The sequence below is a fragment of the Lichenibacterium ramalinae genome (assembly GCF_004137085.1).
Taxonomy (GTDB): Bacteria; Pseudomonadota; Alphaproteobacteria; order Rhizobiales; family Beijerinckiaceae; genus Lichenihabitans; species Lichenihabitans ramalinae.
This window is the reverse complement of record NZ_QYBC01000026.1, coordinates 17785-38714: the sequence shown is the minus strand read 5'-3', so window position 1 is coordinate 38714 and position 20930 is coordinate 17785. Positions and strand designations below refer to the sequence as shown.

The 20930-nt window shown below is 71.4% G+C and carries 19 protein-coding genes and 1 tRNA gene; 8 read left to right on the top strand and 12 right to left on the bottom strand.

All coding sequences use genetic code 11. The features are described 5' to 3' along the window. The first annotated feature begins 96 nt into the window (after window positions 1–96). Window positions 97–3699, top strand: a complete 3603-nt coding sequence (locus D3272_RS23720) for a hydantoinase B/oxoprolinase family protein (protein WP_129221692.1) — start codon at window positions 97–99, stop codon at window positions 3697–3699. A 73-nt stretch (window positions 3700–3772) separates the two neighbouring features. Continuing rightward, window positions 3773–6706 carry a bifunctional [glutamine synthetase] adenylyltransferase/[glutamine synthetase]-adenylyl-L-tyrosine phosphorylase gene (locus D3272_RS23715; RefSeq protein WP_129221691.1) on the top strand — a complete coding sequence of 978 codons (2934 nt, stop codon included), beginning with the start codon at window positions 3773–3775 and terminating at the stop codon, window positions 6704–6706. Window positions 6707–6730: 24 nt separating this feature from the next. Here the strand turns inward: D3272_RS23715 and D3272_RS23710 are convergent, their stop codons facing one another. The 5 genes from D3272_RS23710 to D3272_RS23690 all read right to left on the bottom strand — a co-directional run bounded on the left by D3272_RS23710 (window position 6731) and on the right by D3272_RS23690 (window position 10008). Continuing rightward, complete coding sequence (locus D3272_RS23710) at window positions 6731–6913, bottom strand: hypothetical protein (RefSeq protein WP_129221690.1); 183 nt, start codon at window positions 6911–6913, stop codon at window positions 6731–6733. Window positions 6914–7118: 205 nt separating this feature from the next. Continuing rightward, window positions 7119–7859: a histidine utilization transcriptional repressor HutC gene (hutC, locus tag D3272_RS23705; RefSeq protein WP_129221689.1), complete on the bottom strand. Its 741-nt coding sequence runs from the start codon at window positions 7857–7859 to the stop codon at window positions 7119–7121. 143 nt (window positions 7860–8002) lie between these two features. Then, a complete protein-coding gene (locus D3272_RS23700) occupies window positions 8003–8821 on the bottom strand; it encodes a creatininase family protein (RefSeq protein WP_129221688.1) in 819 nt (272 codons plus the stop codon). A gap of 11 nt (window positions 8822–8832) precedes the next feature. After that, the gene (locus D3272_RS23695; RefSeq protein ID WP_129221687.1) at window positions 8833–9228 is read right to left on the bottom strand and encodes a RidA family protein; all 396 of its coding nucleotides are present in this window, start codon (window positions 9226–9228) and stop codon (window positions 8833–8835) included. Between the two features lie 87 nt (window positions 9229–9315). Then, window positions 9316–10008: a FadR/GntR family transcriptional regulator gene (locus tag D3272_RS23690; protein WP_129221686.1), complete on the bottom strand. Its 693-nt coding sequence runs from the start codon at window positions 10006–10008 to the stop codon at window positions 9316–9318. A gap of 162 nt (window positions 10009–10170) precedes the next feature. Here D3272_RS23690 and D3272_RS23685 point away from each other — a divergent pair, with 162 nt between their 5' ends. From D3272_RS23685 to D3272_RS23660, 6 genes are all read left to right on the top strand, one after another. Beyond that, window positions 10171–11211 carry an aldo/keto reductase gene (locus tag D3272_RS23685; protein ID WP_129221685.1) on the top strand — a complete coding sequence of 347 codons (1041 nt, stop codon included), beginning with the start codon at window positions 10171–10173 and terminating at the stop codon, window positions 11209–11211. Window positions 11212–11386: 175 nt separating this feature from the next. Continuing rightward, complete coding sequence (locus D3272_RS23680; protein ID WP_129221684.1) at window positions 11387–12352, top strand: ABC transporter substrate-binding protein; 966 nt, start codon at window positions 11387–11389, stop codon at window positions 12350–12352. A 131-nt stretch (window positions 12353–12483) separates the two neighbouring features. Next, complete coding sequence (locus tag D3272_RS23675) at window positions 12484–14022, top strand: sugar ABC transporter ATP-binding protein (RefSeq protein ID WP_129221683.1); 1539 nt, start codon at window positions 12484–12486, stop codon at window positions 14020–14022. Window positions 14023–14044: 22 nt separating this feature from the next. After that, window positions 14045–15040 (top strand): ABC transporter permease, encoded by a 996-nt coding sequence (locus tag D3272_RS23670; RefSeq protein WP_129221682.1) that lies wholly within the window; start codon window positions 14045–14047, stop codon window positions 15038–15040. A gap of 62 nt (window positions 15041–15102) precedes the next feature. Next, window positions 15103–15990 carry an MBL fold metallo-hydrolase gene (locus D3272_RS23665; protein WP_129221681.1) on the top strand — a complete coding sequence of 296 codons (888 nt, stop codon included), beginning with the start codon at window positions 15103–15105 and terminating at the stop codon, window positions 15988–15990. Window positions 15991–16095: 105 nt separating this feature from the next. After that, a tRNA-Pro gene (locus D3272_RS23660) sits at window positions 16096–16172 on the top strand. Window positions 16173–16292: 120 nt separating this feature from the next. Here the strand turns inward: D3272_RS23660 and D3272_RS23655 are convergent. From D3272_RS23655 to D3272_RS23625, 7 genes are all read right to left on the bottom strand, one after another. Next, on the bottom strand, window positions 16293–16991 hold the full coding sequence (locus D3272_RS23655) for a hypothetical protein (RefSeq protein ID WP_129221680.1): 699 nt from the start codon (window positions 16989–16991) through the stop codon (window positions 16293–16295). A 297-nt stretch (window positions 16992–17288) separates the two neighbouring features. Next, the gene (locus tag D3272_RS23650) at window positions 17289–17741 is read right to left on the bottom strand and encodes a hypothetical protein (protein ID WP_129221679.1); all 453 of its coding nucleotides are present in this window, start codon (window positions 17739–17741) and stop codon (window positions 17289–17291) included. 176 nt (window positions 17742–17917) lie between these two features. Next, window positions 17918–18484, bottom strand: coding sequence for a type IV toxin-antitoxin system AbiEi family antitoxin domain-containing protein (locus D3272_RS23645; protein WP_129221678.1), 567 nt, complete (start codon window positions 18482–18484; stop codon window positions 17918–17920). Next, window positions 18481–19188, bottom strand: coding sequence for a hypothetical protein (locus tag D3272_RS23640; protein WP_129221677.1), 708 nt, complete (start codon window positions 19186–19188; stop codon window positions 18481–18483). The genes D3272_RS23645 and D3272_RS23640 overlap by 4 nt, the downstream gene beginning before the upstream one ends. Window positions 19189–19349: 161 nt before the next feature. Continuing rightward, window positions 19350–19625, bottom strand: a complete 276-nt coding sequence (locus D3272_RS23635; protein WP_129221676.1) for a hypothetical protein — start codon at window positions 19623–19625, stop codon at window positions 19350–19352. Between the two features lie 12 nt (window positions 19626–19637). Further along, complete coding sequence (locus D3272_RS23630) at window positions 19638–19916, bottom strand: helix-turn-helix domain-containing protein (protein ID WP_129221675.1); 279 nt, start codon at window positions 19914–19916, stop codon at window positions 19638–19640. Between the two features lie 306 nt (window positions 19917–20222). Beyond that, window positions 20223–20531, bottom strand: a complete 309-nt coding sequence (locus tag D3272_RS23625; RefSeq protein WP_129221674.1) for a hypothetical protein — start codon at window positions 20529–20531, stop codon at window positions 20223–20225. Between the last annotated feature and the right edge of the window lie 399 nt (window positions 20532–20930).

The following is a 20930-nucleotide window of genomic DNA, read 5'->3' as shown; positions in this document are numbered from 1 at the left end:
CTTCCCGGCCCGCCCCCGCCGGTCCCCACACCGCGACATTGACACTTTGTCGATGTTTCGTCGACATTGGCCGGGCTGAACAGCGGGAGTGCGGCCGTGACCAAGTGGGAATTCTGGATCGATCGCGGCGGTACCTTCACGGATGTCGTGGCCCGCGACCCCGACGGGCGGCTCGTGGCGCGCAAGCTGCTGTCCGAGAACCCCGAACGCTACCCCGACGCGGCCCTGCAGGGCATCCGCGACGTCCTCGGCGTGGCGCCCGGCGCCCCGATCCCGGCCGAGCGCATCGCCGCCGTGAAGATGGGCACCACGGTCGCCACCAACGCCCTGCTCGAACGCAAGGGCGACCGGACCCTTCTGGTGACGACGCGCGGCTTCCGCGACGCGCTCCGCATCGGCTACCAGGCCCGGGCCGACATCTTCGCCCAGAAGATCGAGAAGCCCGAACAGCTCTACGAGCGCGTCGTCGAGGTCGCCGAGCGGGTCCGCGCCGACGGCGCCGTGGAACTGCCGCTCGACGCCGAGGCGGCCCGGCAGGCGCTGGAGGCGGCCTATGCCGACGGCATTCGCGCCTGCGCCATCGTGTTCATGCACGGCTACGCCTTTCCGGCGCACGAGGCCGCCGTGGCGGAGATCGCGCGCGCCATCGGCTTCACCCAGGTGTCGCCGTCGCACGCCGTGAGCCCGCTGGTGAAGCTCGTCGGGCGCGGCGACACGGCGGTGGTCGACGCCTACCTGTCCCCCATCCTGCGGCGCTACGTCGACCGGGTGGCGGCCGAGCTCGGCGGCGAGGCCGGCGGCTGCCGCCTGATGTTCATGGCGTCCTCTGGCGGCCTCACGGCGGCGGAGCTGTTCCAGGGGCGCGACGCCATCCTGTCGGGGCCGGCGGGCGGCGTCGTGGGCTGCATCGAGACGGCGGGCCTCGCCGGCTTCGACCGCGTCATCGGCTTCGACATGGGCGGCACCTCGACGGACGTGTCGCATTTCGCCGGCGACTACGAGCGCGCCTTCGAGACCGAGGTGGCGGGCGTCAGGATGCGCGCCCCCATGATGCTGATCCACACGGTGGCGGCGGGCGGCGGTTCGGTCCTGCACTACGACGGCGCGCGCTTCACGGTCGGCCCGGATTCGGCCGGCGCCAGCCCCGGCCCGGCCGCCTACCGGCGCGGTGGCCCCCTCACCGTGACGGACGCCAACGTCATGCTGGGCAAGCTGCAGCCGGCCTTCTTCCCGAAGATCTTCGGGCCCGAGGGCCGCGAACCGCTGGACCGCGCCGGGGTCGAGGCGCAGTTCGCCGACCTCGCCGCCGGCATGGCGGGGGACCGCGGCCCGGAGGCCGTGGCCGACGGCTTCGTGCGCATCGCGGTCGAGAACATGGCCTCGGCCATCAAGAAGATCTCGGTGCAGCGCGGCTACGACGTCACCCGCTACGCGCTCCAGTGTTTCGGCGGCGCCGGCGGCCAGCATGCGTGCCTCGTGGCGGACGCGCTCGGCATGCGCACCGTGATGCTGCACCCGCTGTCCGGCGTGCTCTCGGCCTATGGCATGGGGCTGGCCGCCATCCGGGCGACGCGCCAGCGCACCTTCCATGCCCCGCTCGCCGAGGCGGGCCGGGAGGCGGCGGAGGCCGGCCTGGCGGCGCTGGCGGAGGACGCGCGAGACGAGGTGGCCCGCCAGGGCGTGCCGGCCGCCGACATCGCGCTGCGGCGCGAGGCGCACCTGCGCTATGCCGGCACCGACACGGCACTGGCGGTGCCCTTCGGGGCGGTGGCCGACATGCGGGCCGCCTTCGACGCCGCCCATCTCGCCCGCTTCGGATTCGTCGACGCCGACAAGCCGCTCGCCTTCGACGCGCTGGTCGCCGAGGCGGTGGGCGGCGGCGGCTCGGCGGAGGAGCCGGAGCGGCCGACCGACGCCGCCCCTCCCGCGCCGGCCGAGCGGACGCGGTTCTTCTCCCAGGGTGCCTGGCACGACGCGCCGGTGTTCTTCCGGGCCGAAGTCGGGCCCGGCGCCAGGGTGGCGGGGCCGGCACTGCTGATCGAGCCCAACCAGACCGTGGTGGTCGAGCCCGGCTGGCAGCTCGAGGTTTCGGCGCGCGACCACGTCATCCTGCAGCGCGTCGCGGCCCTCGCCGCCGCGGCGCCGGCCGGCACCGATGCCGACCCGGTGCTGTTGGAGGTCTTCAACAACCTCTTCATGTCCATCGCCGAGCAGATGGGCCTGACGCTGCAGAACACCGCCTATTCGGTGAACATCAAGGAGCGGCTCGACTTCTCCTGCGCGGTCTTCAACCGCGACGGGTCGCTGGTCGCCAACGCCCCCCACATGCCCGTGCACCTCGGCTCCATGGACATGTCGGTCCGCAGCGTCATCGACGCCTTCGGCGGCGCCATGGGGCGGGGCGACGTCTTCGCCCTGAACGCTCCCTACAACGGCGGCACGCACCTGCCGGACATCACCGTGGTGACGCCGGTCTTCGGCGAGGCCGACGAACTCCTGTTCTTCGTCGCGTCGCGCGGGCACCACGCCGACATCGGCGGCACGGCGCCGGGCTCGATGTCGCCGCTGGCCCGCACCATCGCGGAGGAAGGCGTCTACATCGACAATTTCAAGCTCGTCGACCGCGGCCGCTTCCGCGAAGCCGAACTCGTGCAGCTCCTGACCTCCGGGCCCTACCCGGTCCGCAACGTCGTGCAGAACGTCAACGACCTCAAGGCGCAGATCGCCGCCAACGCCAAGGGCGTCGCCGAGCTCGGCCGCATGGTGGGGCATTTCGGCCTCGACGTCGTGCGGGCCTACATGGGCCACGTGCAGGACAATGCCGCCGAAAGCGTCGCCCGCGTGGTGGCGACCCTCGCCGACGGGCGGTTCGACCTCGAGATGGACCAGGGCTGCCACATCCGGGTCGCCATCACGGTGGACCGCGCGGCCCGCGTCGCGACGGTGGACTTCACCGGGACGTCGCCCCAGCGCGACGACAACTTCAACGCCCCGAGCCCCGTGACCCGGGCGGCCGTGCTCTACGTCTTCCGCGTGCTGGTCCAGGGCGCCATCCCCATGAACGCCGGCTGCCTGCGCCCCGTGCGCATCGTCGTGCCGGACGGCACCATGCTGTCGCCGCGCCACCCCGCGGCCGTGGTGGCGGGCAACGTCGAGGTGAGCCAGGCCGTCACCAACTGCCTGTTCGGCGCCCTCGGCACGCTGGCGGCCGCCCAGGGCACGATGAACAACGTGACGTTCGGCGACGCCACCTATCAATATTACGAAACGATCTGTTCGGGCGCGCCGGCGGGGCCCGGCTTCTCGGGGGTGGACGGCATCCACACCCACATGACCAACTCCCGGCTCACCGACCCCGAAATCCTGGAGCTGCGCTACCCGGTGGTGCTGGAAGACTTCCACATCCGCCGGGGCTCGGGCGGGCGCGGGCGCTGGAACGCCGGCGACGGCACCGAGCGCACCATCCGGTTCCTCCAGCCCATGGATTGCGCCGTCCTGTCCGGCCACAGGCGGATCAGGCCCTTCGGCCTCGACGGGGGCGAGCCGGGCGAACTCGGCGACAATGTCGTGCGGCGGCGGGACGGGTCGGAGGAGCATCTCGGGGGCTGCGCGCAGACGAAGCTCGAAGCCGGAGACGCCATCACGATCCGCACCCCGACCGGCGGCGGCTATGGCCGGCGGCCGGCCGAGGCGCGCTGAACGGCGCACTGTGGGCGGGACCGGACCGGCCACCGGCCCGCCCGGCCGCTTGGACGATGGGAGGCGACCCGCCATGGGCGAGCACGGGCAGGATCGGGCGCCGGAGGGGAGCCTCGCGCGGTGCCTCGCCACGGCCCCGCGGCCGGACCGGCCGGAGGCGGCGGCGGACCGCGTCGCCGACTGGGTCGCGGGCCTGACGGGCGACCACGGGCTCGGGCCGCTGCTGGCGGAGCCCGGCGTGCCGCCCCTGCTGGCGGCGGTGGCGGACCATTCCCCCTACCTATGGCGCCTGGTCCGCACCGACCCGGCGCGGCTCGCCCGCATCCTGGGCGGCCCGCCCGCGGAGACGCTCGACGCCTGCCTCCGCGGCATGGCGGCGGATTGCGCGGCGGCCGCGACGCCGGCCGCCGCCGCCGCGCCGCTGCGCCACGCCAAGGCCGAGGTGGCCCTGCTGGTCGCGCTGGCCGACCTCGGCGGCGTCTGGGACGTCGACGCGGTCGTGGCGGCGCTGACGCGCTTCGCCGACGGCGCCGTGTCGGCCGCGCTCGACGTGCTGCTGCGGGAGGCGGTGGCGGCGGGCCGGCTCGGTCCCGGGCGGGGCGCGGAAGGCTGCGGCCTCGCCGTGCTGGCCATGGGCAAGGGCGGCGCGGGCGAACTCAACTATTCGAGCGACATCGACCTCGTGGTCTTCTACGACCCCGACGCGCCGCGGCTGATGGCCGGCGCCGTGCCGTCGAGCTTCTACGTCCGGCTCACCAAGGGCTTGGTCAAGCTGCTCGGCGAGCGCACCGGCGACGGCTACGTGCTGCGCGTCGACCTCCGCCTGCGGCCCGACCCCGGCTCCACCGGGGTTGCGGTGTCGCTGCCGGCGGCCTTCACCTATTACGAGGCCCTGGGCCAGAACTGGGAGCGGGCCGCCTACATCAAGGCGCGGCCCGTCGCCGGCGACCTCGCGCTGGGGCGCCGCGTCCTCGACGAACTCGCGCCCTTCGTGTGGCGCCGCTACTTCGACTACGCCGCCATCGCCGACATCCATGCCATGAAGCGGCAGATCCACGCCGTGCGCGGCCATGCCGCCGTCGCGGTGGCGGGCCACGACCTCAAGGTCGGGCGCGGCGGCATCCGCGAGATCGAGTTCTTCGTCCAGACCCAGCAGTTGATCTTCGGCGGCCGGCGGCCGGAGCTGCGCGGCCCGCGCACGCTCGACATGCTGGCGGCCCTCGCCGGGGACGGCTGGATCGACGCCGCCGCCGCCGAGGACCTGGCCGGCGCCTACCGCCTGCTGCGCCGGCTCGAACACCGCCTGCAGATGGTCGACGACGAGCAGACCCAGCGCCTGCCCACCGACGCCGACGGCCTGCGCCGCATCGGCCTCTTCGCGGGCTTCGCCGACCGCGCCGGCTTCGAAACCGCGCTCGTCGCCGCGCTGTCCACCGTCGAGGCCCATTACGCGCGGCTCTTCGAACATGCCCCCGGGCTCGACGCCGCCGCCGGCAGCCTCGTCTTCTCGGGTGACGCCATCGACCCCGGCACGGTGGAGACGCTGCGCCGCATGGGGTTCGCCCGCGCCGCGGAGGCGGTCGAGACCGTGCGGGGCTGGCACTTCGGGCGTCGCCCGGCGGTCCGCGGCCCGCGCGCCCGCGAGGTCCTGACCGATCTCGTGCCGGACCTGCTGGCGGCCTTCTCGCGCTCCGGCGACCCCGATGCCGCGCTGACGGGCTTCGACGCCGCGCTGAGCCGCATGCCGGCCGCGACGGAACTCTTCAGCATCCTGCGGTCCAACGCGGCGCTGCGCCAGCTCTATGCGGACATGCTGGGCGTGGCGCCCCGCCTCGCCGCCACGGTGGCGTCGCGCCCGCACCTGCTCGATGCCGCCATCGACCCCGCCCTGCAGCGCGAGGCCGCGCCGGCCGAGGTCGCGGCCCGCATCGCCGACGCCCCCGGCACCACCGAGGAGGTGCTCGACCGGGCCCGCGACATCGCGCGCGAGGAGTCCTTCCTCATCGGCCTCGGCCTGCTTTCGGGCGCCATCGCGCCGCGCCGTGCCGGGGAACGCTATGCGGACCTCGCCGGGGCCGTGCTGCGCGGGCTGCTGGCCCGGGTCGAGCGGGATTTCGCGGACGACCACGGCCGGGTGCCGGGTGGCACGCTCGCGGTCGTCGCGCTCGGCAAGCTTGGCTCGCGCGAGATGACGGCCGCCTCCGACCTCGACCTCATGGTGATCTACGACGCCGACCCGGCCGGGCCGGAAAGCGACGGCCCGCGCCCGCTCGCGGCCTCGCGCTACTACATCCGTCTGACGCAGCGGCTGATCGCGGCGCTGACCGCCGCCACGCGGCGCGGGCCGCTCTACGCCGTCGACATGCGGCTGCGCCCGTCCGGCACGCAGGGACCCGTTGCCACGCAGTTCCGCGGTTTCGTGCACTACCAGGCCGGGGACGCCGAGACCTGGGAGCGGATGGCGCTGACGCGGGCGCGCGTCGTGGCGGGCGACGCCGGGCTCGGGCAACGCGTCGCCGCGGCCGTGCACGACAGCCTCATGCGCCCGCGCGGCGACGCCCTCGGCCCCGCCATCGCGGCGCTGAGGGTCCTCGTGGCGCGCGGCAAACCGGCGGCCGGTCCCTGGGATCTCAAGCTCGCGGCGGGCGGCCAGCTCGACGTCGAGTTCCTCGCCCAGTTCGTCGTCCTGCGCCATGCCGCCGCCCATCCGGCGCTGATCGGCCTGCCGACGACAGCGGTCTTCGAGGCGGCACGCGCTCTTCGGCTCCTCTCTCCGGGAGACGCCGCGGCGCTGGCCGAAGCCTCGACGCTGTTCGGCGACGTCCTGCAGCGGGTGCGGCTCGCGGTCGACGGCCCGTTCGACCCGACCCTGGCCGGCGAGGGACTCCGGCGCCGTATCGCGGGTGCGTCCGGCCTGCCCGACTTCGCCACGCTGGCGGCCCAACTCGGCGAAACCCGCGCGGCCGTGCGGGCGATCTCCGACCGGCTCCTCGGCGGCGCGGGCTGAGCCTCGCCGGCCCGGGAGGCCGGATCAGCGCTGGGCGCTTCCCCCCTGATCGGCCCCGTCGATCGCGGCCTGATGATACCATCCGCTGCCGTAATCGGTGAAGGCTGGCTTGGGCAAGCGCGGGGTGAACTTGAGGACCTTGCCGCCCTCCGTCCCCGGCGCCACCGCCTGCCCCGTGGTCCTCGCGTCGCGCTTCGACCTGTCCATGTTGCACTCCCGGTTGCGTTCCCTGCTGATCCCGGCCCGGCGATGCCGCTGGATGCATGAACGCTATGGAAGCATAATGCCCATCGACGGAGCTATGTTGCACATCTAGCGCTTACTGTTTGTGCATTATGGACCCAATATGCCTTTTATTTAGTCATATACCGGTGGGTCAAAGCCGCCCCGCCTCGAGACGTGGCCCGCAGTGTCAGGTCGCCGGCGAGCGCTGCCGGTTCTCGATCCTGTAGCGCCCGCCCGGGAAGACGAGGCGGACGCTGGAGGCCACGCTGTCGCCGATCCAGGTACGGCGCCGGATGAGGAGGCAGGGCTCGGCCCGCGAGATGCCGAGCAGCCGGCTCTCCCAGGCGGTCGGCAGCACGGCCTCGACGCGGTGCTCGGCCTCGGTCCAGCGCCCGACGCCGGTCAGCACCTGGCTCGGGGTGACGCGGGCGAAGTCCTGGTCGAGGTAGTGCGGCGCCACGGCCGGGTTGACGTGCCGGGTCTCGAGCTGGACGGGGACGCCGTCCTCGCGGTGCACCAGGATCGAGCGGAACACCGCGGCGGCGACCGCCACGCCGAGCGATTCGGCGATGTCGGCGGAGGCCTGCACCCGTTCCAGCCCCACCACCGTCGCCGAATGGGCGCGGCCGCGCGCCACGATCTCCTCGGCGATGTCGCGCACCTCGAAGACGTCGAGCGGCTGCTTGTCCTCGGCCACGAAGGAGCCGAGGCCCTGCATCCGCACCAGCAGCCCTTCGAGCGACAGTTCGCGGAGCGCGCGGTTGACCGTCATGCGGCTGACCTTGAGGGCGTCGACGAGTTCGCTCTCGGAAGGGATGCGGTGGCGCGGGGGCCATTCGCCGCTGCGGATCCGCCCGGCGATCCACTGCTTCACGCCGGCATAGAGCGGCAGCGCGGCGTCGGTCGCCGTGCCCGTCGGTCTCTTCATCTGCTCGCCATCGCCGCCCCCCGCCGCGGCCCGGACGGGAGCGGCGAGGCCCCGGCTCTTCGCCCGGTCCCCGGCCCGCCCCTACAGCGCCGCACCGCAAAGCGCCAGCACGGCGAGCCCGGCAGTCGCGCGATGGCCGGCCCTCACGGCTCCGGGGCGAGCGGACCCTGCGCCAGGCGGGCGACGTCGAAGCGCTGGACGTCCCGCAGCAGGGCGATGAAGGCGGCGGCGCCGTTGTCGGCGGTGGCGACGCCCTTCTCGGCCGTGGCGCTCGCGGCATCGCCCATGGCGCCCTCGGCGGAATTGTCCTGCGCCATCCAACCGAAGCCGACCGGCTGGGTGACGCGCAGCCAGGTGAACTCCTCGGCGATGGCGACCGAGTTGGGCACGAAGTTGCGCACCGCCTCGCGGCGCACGAGCTCGGGCCGGAAGGCCAGCATCAGCGACGTCTCGGCCTCGCCGCCGTGGATGCCGTGCACGGCTTCCCCCGGCCCGTAGAGGCCGGCCGGGTAGCCGAAGCGGCTCCAGCTCGCCACCACCACCAGCATGCCGAGCCGCACCCGCAGTTCGCGCGCCACGATGTCGAGCGGCGGGATGTTGCCGCCGTGGGAATTGACGATGACGAGCTTGCGCACCCCCGCCCGGTGCACGCTTTCGCCGATCTCGCGCCAGGCCCGGATCACGGTCTCGGCCGAGAAGGTGAGGGTGCCGGGGAAGGCGAGGTGCTCGTTCGACTTGGCCACCGCCTGGACGGGCAGCACCAGCGCCGGAAGGTCGTCCGGCAGCCGCGCCACGGCGGCGGCGAGGTAACCCTCCATGATGAACGTGTCGACGCCGACCGGGAGATGCGGCCCATGCTGCTCGATGGCCGCCACCGGCAGCACCGCGATGGCCGAGGCCATGTCGGCCTCGCGGAAGTCCGTCCAGGTCATCTCGGCCCAGAACTTGGTGCGGAACGCCATGATCCGCGCCCTCAATCCAGCCGGGCCGCGACGGCCTCGACCTCGACGAGGAACTCCGGCCGCGTGAAGCCGCCGACGATCATCAGCGTCGAGGCGGGCGGCGGCGCATCGCCCGGCAGGGCCCGGTCGCGCGCCGCCATGTAGCCCGCCATGTCCTGGCGCCGCGTCACATAGGCGTTGAGGCGCACGAGGTCGGCGAGCCCCATGCCGGCTTCGGCCAGGATGGCGGCGATGGCGGCGAAGCAGAGCGCCGCCTGGCCCTCGACGTCGGCCGGCACGGCGCCGTCGGGCGCGATGCCGAGCTGGCCCGAGCAGAAGACGGTCCTGGCGCCGGCGGGCACGGCGACGCCGTGGGCATAGCGGGCGAAGGGCGGGTGGAGGGCGGCGGGGGCGAGACGGGCGAGCATGGGGCGACGCGGGATCCTTTCGCCGGGCCCGGCGGGCCCGGCCGGCGCCGGGTCGCATGCAAGGCGTGTTCCGCCGGCGCGGGGCCGTCACGGGTCGATCCAGCGCTCGGCCGACAGCTGCAGGTGCCGCGTCATGGCGGCCTGGGCGGCGAGGCTGTCGCGCGCCGCGAGCGCCCGCAGGACGGCGGCATGTTCCTCGGCGGCCGCCATCCACGACCGGCGGTCCTCGTAGCGCGAGCTCAGGCGGGCCGAGATGCGGCTGTAACGTTCGTCGAACAGCGAGGCGACGATGCGGGACAGCACGGAATTGCCGGTCTGTTCGGCGATCGCCATGTGGAAGGCCCGGTCCTGCGCCATGGGGTCGACCCCGGCCTCGACCGCGCCCAGCATGGCGGTGCCGACCGTGCCGAGCCGGTCGAGGAAGGCCGGCGACACGCGGGCGCAGGCGAGCAGCGCCACCGCGCCCTCCACGGCGACGCGGGCCTGCATCAACTCCGTCGGGCTTTCGCCGAGCGCGCGGGTCAGGGTGGGGCCGCGGTCGGTCGGCTCCAGCACGTAGACGCCCGAGCCCATGCGGATCTCGACCGTGCCGTCGATCTCGAGCGCGATCAAGGCTTCGCGCAGCGAAGGACGCGACACGTTCAGCTGCTGGGCGAGGTCGCGTTCGGCCGGAAGGCGGGTCTGGGGCGGGAACTGCCCGGCGCGGATCAGGGCGCGGATCTCGTCCGCCACATCCTGGTAGAGGCGGCGCACTTCCCCGCCGTCGCGCGCCCTGCCCATGCCGTTTCCCCCGATATTGGCCTGACCGGACCTTGGTGCCGATGATGGCGCCGGGGCCGGCGACAGGTCAACCCGCCCCGCCTTGACAGCCGTTGGCGATTGATCCAGCCTGCGGTCGTCGTATTGGCCAGACCACATGGCGAGCGGCTGCGGGAGGTCGGGATGGGCGCTGCGGTGCCGGCATGCGAGCCGCTGAAGGCGTCGACGCTTCGCGCGCTGCCGCGCGGGGGCCTGGCCGTCACGGCCCTCGGCCTCGGCTGCGCGCAGATCGGCGGCCTGTTCCAGCCCATGCCGCTCGACACCGCCGTCGCTGTCCTCGACGCCGCCTGGGACGCCGGCATCCGCTACTTCGACACCGCCCCCTACTACGGCTACACGCGCTCGGAGCGCCGCGTCGGCGTCTATCTCGCCGAGCGGGAGCGCACCGCCTACCGGGTGAGCACCAAGGTCGGGCGCCTGATGGTGCCGGCCGAGGCGGTGGCGGCCGAGGAGTTCGGCTATGTGGCGCCCCTGCCCTTCCCGGCCCGCTACGATTACGGCCACGACGCCATCCTGCGGTCCTTCGAGGACAGCCAGCAGCGGCTCGGCATCCCGCGGGTCGACCTCCTCTACGTCCACGACATCGGCCGCTACACCCATGGCGCGGCGCACGACCTGCATTGGGAGGCGCTGACCCGCGGCGGCGGGTTCCGGGCGCTGGAACGGCTGCGGCGCGAGGGCCGCGTCGGCGGCATCGGGCTCGGCGTCAACGAGGCCGCCGTCGTCGCCGACGCCTTGAACGAGGCGGAGCTCGACGCCGTGCTGCTGGCGGGCCGCCACACGCTGCTGGAACAGCGGGCACTGCCGCTGCTCGACGCCTGCGCCCGGGCCGGCACCGCCGTCGTCGCGGCGGGCCCCTTCAATTCCGGCATCCTGGCCGGCGGCGCGACCTTCGACTACGCGGCGGCGCCGCACGAGGTCGTCGCGCGCGTGACGGCGCTGCGGGACGCCTGCGCGCGTTTCGCCGTGCCCCTGACGGCCGCGGCGCTGCAGTTCCCGCTGGCCCATCCCGCCGTCGTGTCCGTCGTGGCGGGCGCGCAGTCGCCCGGGCAACTGCGCGCCAACGTGGCGGATTTCGAGCGGTCGATCCCGGCCGAATTCTGGGCCGCGCTGGCCCGCGACGGCCTGCTCGACCCCGCCTCGCCGGTCCCCGCCGGACACTGAACCGGGCCGATCCCCGTCCCGCGGGGTCCACCCCGCCAAGGCGCCGCAGAGCGCCCGCACAGAAAGAGGCGCCGTGAGGGCGCCGGCATCGAACAGGGCGCCGTGAGGGCGCCCCGGACACCGTCGAGGGCGCCGTGAGAGCGCCCCGGCCGATCGACACACACCGGAGGACACCATGAAGACCGCTTTCGCCGCCGCCCTGATCCTGTCCGCCGCCCTGGCGCCCCTGGCGGGCTCCCAGGCCCGCGCCGCCGACACCACCATCCCGATCATCGTCAAGGACACGACCTCGAACTACTGGCAGATCGTCCTGGCCGGCGCCCGCAAGGCCGGCAAGGACCTCGGCGTGAAGGTCCCGGAACTCGGCGCCCAGTCGGAATCCGACATCGACGGCCAGATCACGATCCTCGAGAACGCCGTCTCGGGCAAACCGGCCGCCGTGGTCATCTCGCCGACCCAGTTCGCCGCGCTCGGCAAGCCCGTCACCGAGGCGGCCAAGTCGGTGAAGATCATCGGCATCGATTCCGGCGCCGATTCGAAGGCCTTCACGTCCTTCCTGACGACCGACAACGTCCAGGGCGGGCGCGCCGCCGCCGACGCTCTGGCCGAAGGCGTCAAGGCCAAGACCGGCAAGGCCGAGGGCGACGTGGCGCTCATCACCTCGCTGCCGGGCGTGGGCTCGCTCGACCAGCGCGCCCAGGGCTTCAAGGAGGAGCTGAAGAAGTATCCCGGCCTGAAGCTCACCCAGGACAAGGTGGCGGACGGCCAGGCCACGACCGGCCTCAACATCATGACCGACATCCTCACCGCCGACCCCAAGCTCGTCGGCGTCTTCGCGTCCAACCTCATCATGGCGCAGGGCGCGAGCCAGGCGGTGGCGGAGAACAAGCTCGGCGACAAGCTGACGCTGATCGGCTTCGACTCCGACCCGAAGCTGGTCGGCCTGCTCAAGGACGGCGCCATCTACGGCCTCGTGGTGCAGGACCCGTTCCGCATGGGCTACGACGGCATCAAGACCGCCCTCGCCGCCTCCAAGGGCGAGAAGGTCCCGGCCGACGTCGACACGGGCGTCAACGTCATCACCAAGGCCAACATGGGTTCGGCCCGCAGCCAGGAGCTGCTGGACCCCAAGCTGAACTGAGGTCCCCACCAGGCCCGGCCCCGCCGGGCCTTGCGCCACACCACCGGCCCGGCCCCGCCGGGCCCCGCGCCACACCACCGGCCCGGCCCCGCCGGGCCGGTCTCGCCCCTGCCCTCCCGCGAGACCGCCCCATGACCGACGCGGCCCTCATCGATGCGGCCTCCCCCGACGCGCCGGCCGAGCCCGCCGCGGCGGTTCCGGTGCTGGCGCTGCAGAAGCTCGACAAGCGCTTCGGCGCCACCCATGCGCTGAAGGCCGTCGACCTCGACTTCGCGCCCGGCGAAATCCACGCCATCGTGGGCGAGAACGGCGCCGGCAAGTCCACGCTGATCAAGCTGCTGACGGGCGTGCACCGCCGCAGCGGCGGCGAGCTGCTGTGGGAGGGCCGCCCGGTCCCGCTCGGCTCGCCCCAGGAGGCGCTGGCGCTCGGCATCAACGCCGTGCACCAGGAGGTGGTGCTGTGCCGCCACCTCAGCGTGGCCGCCAACCTGTTCCTCGGCGACGAGACGACGCGCTTCGGCCTTCTGCGGCACCGCGCCATGGTCAGGGCCGGCCAGGCCGTGCTCGACGACCTCGGGTTCAAGCTGCGGGCCGACGCGACCCTGTCGGACCTGACGATCGGCCAGCAGCAGCTCGTCGCCACGGCCCGCGCGGCGACGCGCGGCACCCGGTTCCTCATCTTCGACGAGCCGACCGGATACCTCACGCGCCAGGAGGCCGCCCAGCTCTTCACGCTCATCCGCCGGCTCAAGGCCGAGGGCGTGACGGTGGTGTACATCAGCCATCGGCTCGAGGAGGTCTTCGAGCTCGCCGACCGCGTCTCGATCCTGCGCGACGGCGCGCTCGTGTCGACCCAGCGCGTCGCCGACACCGACGAGGCGAGCCTCATCCGGGGCATGATCAACCGCTCGGTGGCGCAGGTCCACTACAAGGAGGCGGTGGCCTTCGGCCCCGAGGTGCTGCGCGTCGAGAACCTGTCCGGGCCGGGCTTCTCCGACGTGTCGATGACGGTCCGGGCCGGCGAGGTGGTGGGGCTCTACGGCCTCATCGGGGCCGGCCGCAGCGAATTCGTCCAGACGGTCTTCGGCCGCCACGCCAGGACGGGCGGCCGCATGGTGCTCGACGGCGTGCCCGTCGCGATCCGCAACGAGGCCGACGCGATCCGCCGCGGCATCGCGCTCGTGCCCGAAAGCCGGCGCGACCAGGGCCTGTGCCTCAACCTCGGCGTCGGGCTGAACGTCAACCTCGCCATCTACGACCGGCTCGTGCGCGGTGCCCTGCTCGACCGGGGCGCGGAACGCGCCGCCGCCGACCGGCAGATCCGCGACATGCAGATCAAGACCGCGTCGCGCGACGCCAATGCGTCCAGCCTGTCCGGCGGCAACCAGCAGAAGATCGTCGTGGGCAAGTGGCTGGCCCACGGCGCCAAGCTCTACATCTTCGACGAGCCCACCGTCGGGGTCGACGTCGGCACCAAGGCCGAGATCTACCGCATCTTCGCCCGCCTGCTGCAGGGCGGCGCCGCCATCATCCTGATCTCGTCCTACCTTCCCGAAGTCTACGACCTCGCCGACACGCTGCACGTCTTCCGCCGCGGCCGGCTGGTGGCGAGCCATTCCGGCGCCAAGCCCGACCCCGAAGCCGTCCTCACCGAGGCCATCGGCGCGTGATCTCCCTTCCGAGGATTCCGTCATGACCGTCCAGACCCAGGACCCGCTCTCGACCGCCGCCCCGCCCTCGCCGCGGGCGCCGCGCGGGGCCCGCATGGGCCTCGTGCTCAGCCTCACGCTGTTCGGCCTGCTGCTCGTCCTGTGGATCGCGCTGTCGATCTCGACCGAGACGTTCCTCACCGAGCGCAACCTGTCCAACCTGATGCGCCAGGGCGCCATGGTGGCGATCATCGCGGTCGGCCAGACCTTCGTCATCATCACGGCCGGAATCGACCTGTCGGTGGGGGCGGTGGTCGGCGTGTCGAGCGTCGCCGTGTCGCTCATGATGGTGCACGGCTTCGGCATCGCCGGCGCCGTGGCGCTGACGGTGCTGATGGGCGTCGCCATCGGGGCCTTCCACGGCTTCGGCATCGTGCAGCTCGGGCTGCCGCCCTTCATCATGACGCTGGCGACCCTGACGGCGCTGCGCGGCATCGGGCTTCTCGTCACCAACGGCGCCACGATCTCGGGCCTGCCGGGATCCTTCACGGATTTCTCGTTGTCGAGCTTCCTCGGCATCCCATCGCTGTTCTGGATGGTGATCCTGGTGGCGGTGCCGGCCTACGTGCTGCTGCAGCACACGCGCTGGGGTCGCTACCTCTACGCCATCGGCTCCAACGCGGAAGCCGCGCGGCTCACCGGCGTCGACGTCAAGGGCATGATCTACCTCGCCTACATGGTGTCGGCCGGCCTCGCCGCCGTGGTGGGCGTGCTGCTGGCGGCGCGGATCGGCATCGGCAACGCCACCCAGGGCGAGGGGTGGGAGCTGCAGGCCATCGCCTCCTCGGTGATCGGCGGCACGAGCCTCTTCGGCGCCGTCGGCTCCGTCCAGGGGCCGCTGCTCGGCTCCTTCATCCTCACCACCATCAACAACGGCGCCAACCTCCTCGCCGTGAACCCGTTCTGGCAGCGCATCATCACGGGCGGGCTGATCATCGTGATCGTCTACTTCGACCAACTGCGGCGCAAGCGGCGCTGAAACCCGCGCGGCACCCCGTCTGACGGCGGCGCGTTGACGGGGGACTTCGGAGGAGGAACGCCATGGCCCAGCAGGAACCGGTCGACGAGGGGGCCCGCGTCGACGACGCGCCGGGCGACGACGGCACCCGCGAGATCGCCGGCGACATCGCCTATCTGCGCACCCTCATCGCCAACGTCGTGTTCGTCGGCCGGCCCGGCGCGGGCGACCGCGGCTGGGTGCTGGTCGACGCGGGGGTGTTCGGCACGCGCCGCCTCATCGAGGCGGCCGCGGCGGCGCGGTTCGGGCCCGGCGCCCGCCCCGCCGCCATCGTGTTGACGCACGGCCATTTCGACCATGTCGGCGTGCTCGAGGACCTCGCCGAGGCCTGGGACGCGCCCGTCTACGCCCATGCCGACGAGATCCCCTACCTCGACGGCCGTGCCGCCTATCCGCCCGGCGACCCGACGGTGGGCGGCGGCCTGATGGCGGCCCTGTCGCCGTTGTACCCGACGAAGCCCGTCGACGTGTCGGCACGCCTGCGGACCTTGCCGGCGGACGGGGGTGTGCCGCCCCTGCCCGGCTGGCGCTGGATTCACACGCCCGGCCATTCCGCCGGGCACGTGTCGCTGTGGCGCGAGGGCGACCGCGCGCTGATCGCCGGCGACGCCGTGGTGACGACGGCGGCGGAATCCGCCTATGCCACGGCCGTCCAGGCGCCCGAACTGCACGGGCCGCCGCGCTACTACACGGTGGACTGGGACGCGGCCCGGGCCTCGGTGCAGGCCCTGGCCCATCTCGCCCCCGACCTCGCCATCACGGGGCACGGCCGCGCCATGCAGGGCCCGGAGATGCGCGCCGCGCTCGACGCTCTCGCCCGGGACTTCGACGCCGTGGCCCGCCCCGCCCGGGGCCGCTACCGCGACCATCCGGCCCGCGCCGAGGACGGTTCCGCCTACCGCGCGCCGTGATTCTCCTTCGGGCGCCGAAACCGCGCGTCCCGCATGCTCGCGGGCTTGCGATGCGCCCGGGCCTCCGCTATACACGCCGCACCGGGACGGCGTTCCCGGTTGTGTCGGAGTGTAGCGCAGCCTGGTAGCGCACCTCGTTCGGGACGAGGGGGTCGTAGGTTCGAATCCTATCACTCCGACCACACTTTTTCCTCTATTGACCATCGAAAACGGGCGGCCCACGGGTCGCCCGTTTCGCGTTCGGGGACAGTGCCGGGGACAGTGGGACACGGGGACGGTGTTTCACGGGCCGTTCCGTTCCGTCACGGCATGAACGCTGCCAAGTCCTCGTCCACCGGCTCGACCTCGATCCGCGCCCGTTCCTCGGCCAGGCGCTTCTCCTCCGCCTTGCGGGCCAGGTCAGCCACGTGTTCGTCCCAGTGCGGGATCCATTCGTCGACGACCAGGGCCGTGTTGCGCGCCCGCCGAAGGGTGGTGCGGACGCGGGACCGCTGGTCCCCGATGCTGCGATACGGTGCGAACCCGGGCGTCTCGCGCACGTCCATCCTGCCGACGATGTACACGTCCCGCTGCAGGCCGATGGCCCGCTTGCCGGTCTGGCCCTCGATCGCGCCGAACGTGGTCCCCTGGAGGATGGGCACCCGATGTGTGCCCACGTACTCGACAGGCCCGACCAGGCGGAGGAGCACGATGCGATCGGACCGGATCCCCCAAGCCTCGATCATCGCATCCAGGTTGGAATCGTAGCCGGGGAGGCCGGGCAGGCTGATCGTGACGACGTCGGAGGTGTGCTCCGGTGAGGGGGCAATCACGTAGCCGCGCTCGGTCAGGCACTCGACCACAGTATCGTGGGCCCGCGCCTGAGACGTCGTCATCCCGCTTCGATCCCAGGTCTCCTGGCCGAGCAGGAGCGCCCGCTGGAAAGGTCCCCAGTTGTACCCGGCGATGAGGTCGTAGGCCCGCGGGTCGGGCCAGCGGGCGAAGGGGCCGAATTCGTCCATGATCCTCGCTCCCTATGTCAGGCCCGCCCGAGGCATCCCTGCAGCGGGCCGCATTCCGTTCCGTGGCGTTCCGGGCCGACTTCGCCGCTCGGCGAATTTCAGGGGTCCGGAGGTGAAAATTCGCCGAGCGGCGAAGTCGGGTCTCGGGTGCCGAAATGTCGCCGAGCGGCGACATTCGGGTCCAAACGTCGAGATGTTGCCGATCGCCGATATTCCGGGGCGGGCCTCTAATTATACCGCTCGGGCTAATTCGGGCGGTTGGACGCGAAATTATAACGAGCGGTATAATCGGAGCCGTCAGAACTCGTCCGCGTCGACGACCACATCGGTACGCCTGACCGTGAGGCGGAGCCTACGGTGGGTCGGGGCGTCGGGGTCCACCGAGACGGCGACGACCTGGTGGATGCCCCTGTAGCCGCTCGCCTCGACCACGAGGTCGCCAGCGAAGAACGGTGCGCGGTGTCCCGTAGCGTTCGGGTTGAGCACCCAGGTGTCCGAGTCGTCGTCGGGCCCCGGCCACCCGGGCGATACGGCGCGGATCATGACGCGCTCGTCCTCGGGCTGGGCCTTTGGCACGTAGTCCCTGGGATCGATAACCAACGGGTGCCCAGGTTCGGCATAGAGCGACACGTAGCAGCGTCCTCGCCCTCCCTCCGATCCGTCGTCCCACAGCATGACGCGCACCTCGGCCGGCGCACCCTTCGGCTCCGGCCCGCTCGCCGGCAGCGTCAACCGCATGTCGTCCTGCATTTCGTCCTCCACGATGGGTGAGGGCCCGACCTCCCGGAGGAACACCCAAAATTTTGGGTGTTCGGGGCATGGCGGGCCGGAATAGCCAATATTCTGTGTGTTTCGACTTGGTCGGCGGTTCGGGCACAGGGTCAGAGTCGGCTAGTCAGCGGGCAGCGACAATGATTTGCTCCGCGTCAGTACCGCCAGCACATGCCGAGCGGCGGTACGTGTTCAAGGTCATCCTTGATCCGCTCTTCGCACCCGAGGATGCGGGCGATGTCGAGCAGGTCCTCGTCCGAACCACGCTCGCGCCAGTCTACCAGGGCGGCTCGGGCCGACTCCTCGCAGAGGACCTCTCGAAACCGGAGCATGTCGACAACAGTCCGGGCGGCGCTGGTGACGCGCACTGTGACGCCGGCGATCTCCAATACGTCCACGCCAACGGTTCGGTCGACTTCGTTCCAATCGACGCCTGGAACAGGGATCGCCGAGGTGAATACTCGCGGCGGGTCATCGTCCCCGAGAAGGTGCCACAGCATCGCGGAGTGGAAACAGACGATCGCGCCGGGATGCAGAAGCGTCGCCGCGGCTTGGTCGAGGCCGTTTCCAATGGTCATCCAGGCCTGGTGAGATATCCACACGCCTGAGACGTACTCGACGACCTTCTCGGCCCGCTCCTCAGCCCGCAGGTCCGAAAGCGCGAAGCCGGCGGCGAGAAGGTCGTCGACGAGGTGGAGGCGGCCGTCCATCACATCCGTCATGTCCGGTCCGGCTCCCCGACCTGCAGGGACAGGCATCGGGACCTATACATTCCCTGAATCGAGAGCACCGTTCGACGGACCGGGCGGGGTCCGAACAACCCGCCCGCCATGAAGCTGACCTGGGCGCCCGGCTTGAGCCAGTGCATATGGTCGACAACCACGAACTCGGCATCACGGACGACATAGTGGGTGTGGGGCGTCAAGGCGTACACCGGTCGGGGTCCTTCACCGTCGTCGTTCTCGTCCTTGGCCTTGACCTTCCGCCGGGGGGCGTCGTTGTCCTCACCCTCATCCATGAGCGCCTTAATGCGAGCCTTCAGTTCCGCGACCGTCGGTTCTGACTCGCTCTTCACCTCGAAGCTAATCGAGCGGACCCTGGGCTCGAAGGCCACCTCGGGCTCCGGCGCGGGCTCGTGCGCGGCGTCGGTGGCGAGCCAAGCTTCAAGCGGTGGAACGAATTTCGTTGCGAGGTCGGCGCGTCGCTCCGCGACTGCCAGGATGACGCTATGCAGGTAGGTCCGGCTGTACCCGATGACCGTAGAGACAATGGCCAGCGGCACGCCGTTCCGACGCATTTTCAAGGCTTCCTGTCCTAGCCGGTGACGGACCTCGCCCTTCACGACTTCGGACGGCGCGGTCGGCTGCTCGGCGAGGACATTCCGGCGGATGTTATCCTCGAACTTGTGGGTCCTGTGCTTGCTCATCAGTTGGCGTCCCTGCTGGCCTCACGGGGCACGATCAGGGTCAGGCGGCATGTCGCATTCGACAAATGATTCGGTAGGGAGTGGTCAGGGCGCTGCCGCCGATCGGCAACATTCGGGCTCAAGGACATCCAATTTCGCCAACCGGCAACATTCCTTGTTCCTCAGGCCCGCGACGCCTCGACCATCGTGAAGCCGCGATCCCTCAGTGAAGCGCAGATGTCCGCCGCGGCATCGCGCTGGGGCGAGGACATCTGGTGGACGACATCGAGAGCATCCCCGAGCGCCTGGTAGGCGGGTGCCATCATCTCCGCGTACCTGCGCTCGGCCCAGGTTATCGACGCCCGGGCCTGTTCCAGTTCGCGGAAGACCTGCCGGGGTCCCATGCGGGTGACGGACACGGGCTCGTCCGGCACCGAGTCGGCGGCGGTGGCCAGCATTTTGCGCACATATTACTCGGTCGTGCCGAGACGACGTGCGACCTGCATCTGCGTCTGTCCCTCGGCTATAAGGCGATGAGCCTCGGCGATGTTCGCCGGCGTCCACGTCGAGCGCCGCTTGTGGCTCTCGATCTCCTCGCCGTCCCCGTGAGCCTTGAGGCGATGGATCTGGGCATGGACAGCCTTATTCATCCGGCCAATGGCCGCGCCGATCTTGATGTCGGTACGTCCCTCGGAGTGCATGCGGGTCAGCGTCGCAACATCCTGTTTTGTCCAGCGTGTCCCCTTCATGCCGCCCTCCTTTGCTTCTCCAGCCGCGCGATAGCCATCTCGGCCGCGCGCACCGCGTCGTAGGCCGCGAAGACCGCGGGGCTTTCCTTCTTTCCCTGGAAGTGCCGGTTACGGTCCTGGGCCCGGACGGCGGCTGCGAGGTCCTCACGGGCCCGGGCGAGGTTCTGCCGTTGTACGCGGTCGACCTCCGGCGCTCCTCGGGGGTGAGGTTCGTGGTCGACGTCACGAACTCATGTGCGGCCCGATCGGCTGACGTGCTGAAGGCCTGGACCACGATGGGGATCGGACGGATGCTGGAAGGCGGCCTCATACTGTCTTCTCCGCCGCGTCGACCAGGGTGGGGTCGGCGATGATCTGACGGTAATCATCGGCCCACGGACCCGCGAGGAGCGCAGTGGCCCTCGCCTTGACGGCGGCGTCGGTTGCCTCGGCGATCGCCTGGCGGATGTCGGCAGACCGAGTGCCCCGACTCTCCCGGAGCGCCACCCCCTTCGAGCCGTCGCTTTCGACGGCCCACGCCGTGCTGGTCGCCTCCACCCACCACGTGTTCGTGAGAGCGTCGTGAAAGAACTCGTGCTTGGTCTCGCCGAGCACGAGGTACGGGTAAGATTTCATGTCAGTCTGCCTCCATCATGGTGGTCGCCAGGATGCCGCCCAGGGGGTCGCGGACCTCGTCGACGTCCTGGAACGCGAACGCCGTGTGGGTGTCGGGATGGCCCCGGGTGCGGAACACGCCGTCCACTGTAAATAAGCGCCGAACTTTGACCCCTCTCAGTTCCACGTTCAACCTTCTGTAAAAGCTCGTAGATTCGCCTTTTAAAATGGGGTCACGATCTGCGCCGATCGTAACCCCATCCCAACATGGTTTTCTTCTACTATTACAGCGGCTTGGCTTGGGTAAGGAGCGGGGTCAAAGTTCGGCGCTTATTTATACCCTGCTCCCGGCGGAACACCCAGAGTTGGGTATTCGGGGCGGATCGGGCCGGAATGGCCAATATTCTGGGTGTTTTCGGA

What these genes read in the sequence shown, in the direction of transcription:
- D3272_RS23715 (WP_129221691.1), top strand. Translation starts at nt 3,773, where the DNA reads ATGGGCGAGCACGGGCAGGATCGGGCGCCGGAGGGGAGCCTCGCGCGG.
- D3272_RS23710 (WP_129221690.1), bottom strand. Translation starts at nt 6,913, where the DNA reads ATGGACAGGTCGAAGCGCGACGCGAGGACCACGGGGCAGGCGGTGGCG.
- hutC (WP_129221689.1), bottom strand. Translation starts at nt 7,859, where the DNA reads ATGAAGAGACCGACGGGCACGGCGACCGACGCCGCGCTGCCGCTCTAT.
- D3272_RS23700 (WP_129221688.1), bottom strand. Translation starts at nt 8,821, where the DNA reads ATGGCGTTCCGCACCAAGTTCTGGGCCGAGATGACCTGGACGGACTTC.
- D3272_RS23695 (WP_129221687.1), bottom strand. Translation starts at nt 9,228, where the DNA reads ATGCTCGCCCGTCTCGCCCCCGCCGCCCTCCACCCGCCCTTCGCCCGC.
- D3272_RS23690 (WP_129221686.1), bottom strand. Translation starts at nt 10,008, where the DNA reads ATGGGCAGGGCGCGCGACGGCGGGGAAGTGCGCCGCCTCTACCAGGAT.
- D3272_RS23685 (WP_129221685.1), top strand. Translation starts at nt 10,171, where the DNA reads ATGGGCGCTGCGGTGCCGGCATGCGAGCCGCTGAAGGCGTCGACGCTT.
- D3272_RS23680 (WP_129221684.1), top strand. Translation starts at nt 11,387, where the DNA reads ATGAAGACCGCTTTCGCCGCCGCCCTGATCCTGTCCGCCGCCCTGGCG.
- D3272_RS23675 (WP_129221683.1), top strand. Translation starts at nt 12,484, where the DNA reads ATGACCGACGCGGCCCTCATCGATGCGGCCTCCCCCGACGCGCCGGCC.
- D3272_RS23670 (WP_129221682.1), top strand. Translation starts at nt 14,045, where the DNA reads ATGACCGTCCAGACCCAGGACCCGCTCTCGACCGCCGCCCCGCCCTCG.
- D3272_RS23665 (WP_129221681.1), top strand. Translation starts at nt 15,103, where the DNA reads ATGGCCCAGCAGGAACCGGTCGACGAGGGGGCCCGCGTCGACGACGCG.
- D3272_RS23655 (WP_129221680.1), bottom strand. Translation starts at nt 16,991, where the DNA reads ATGGACGAATTCGGCCCCTTCGCCCGCTGGCCCGACCCGCGGGCCTAC.
- D3272_RS23650 (WP_129221679.1), bottom strand. Translation starts at nt 17,741, where the DNA reads ATGCAGGACGACATGCGGTTGACGCTGCCGGCGAGCGGGCCGGAGCCG.
- D3272_RS23645 (WP_129221678.1), bottom strand. Translation starts at nt 18,484, where the DNA reads ATGACGGATGTGATGGACGGCCGCCTCCACCTCGTCGACGACCTTCTC.
- D3272_RS23640 (WP_129221677.1), bottom strand. Translation starts at nt 19,188, where the DNA reads ATGAGCAAGCACAGGACCCACAAGTTCGAGGATAACATCCGCCGGAAT.
- D3272_RS23635 (WP_129221676.1), bottom strand. Translation starts at nt 19,625, where the DNA reads ATGCTGGCCACCGCCGCCGACTCGGTGCCGGACGAGCCCGTGTCCGTC.
- D3272_RS23630 (WP_129221675.1), bottom strand. Translation starts at nt 19,916, where the DNA reads ATGAAGGGGACACGCTGGACAAAACAGGATGTTGCGACGCTGACCCGC.
- D3272_RS23625 (WP_129221674.1), bottom strand. Translation starts at nt 20,531, where the DNA reads ATGAAATCTTACCCGTACCTCGTGCTCGGCGAGACCAAGCACGAGTTC.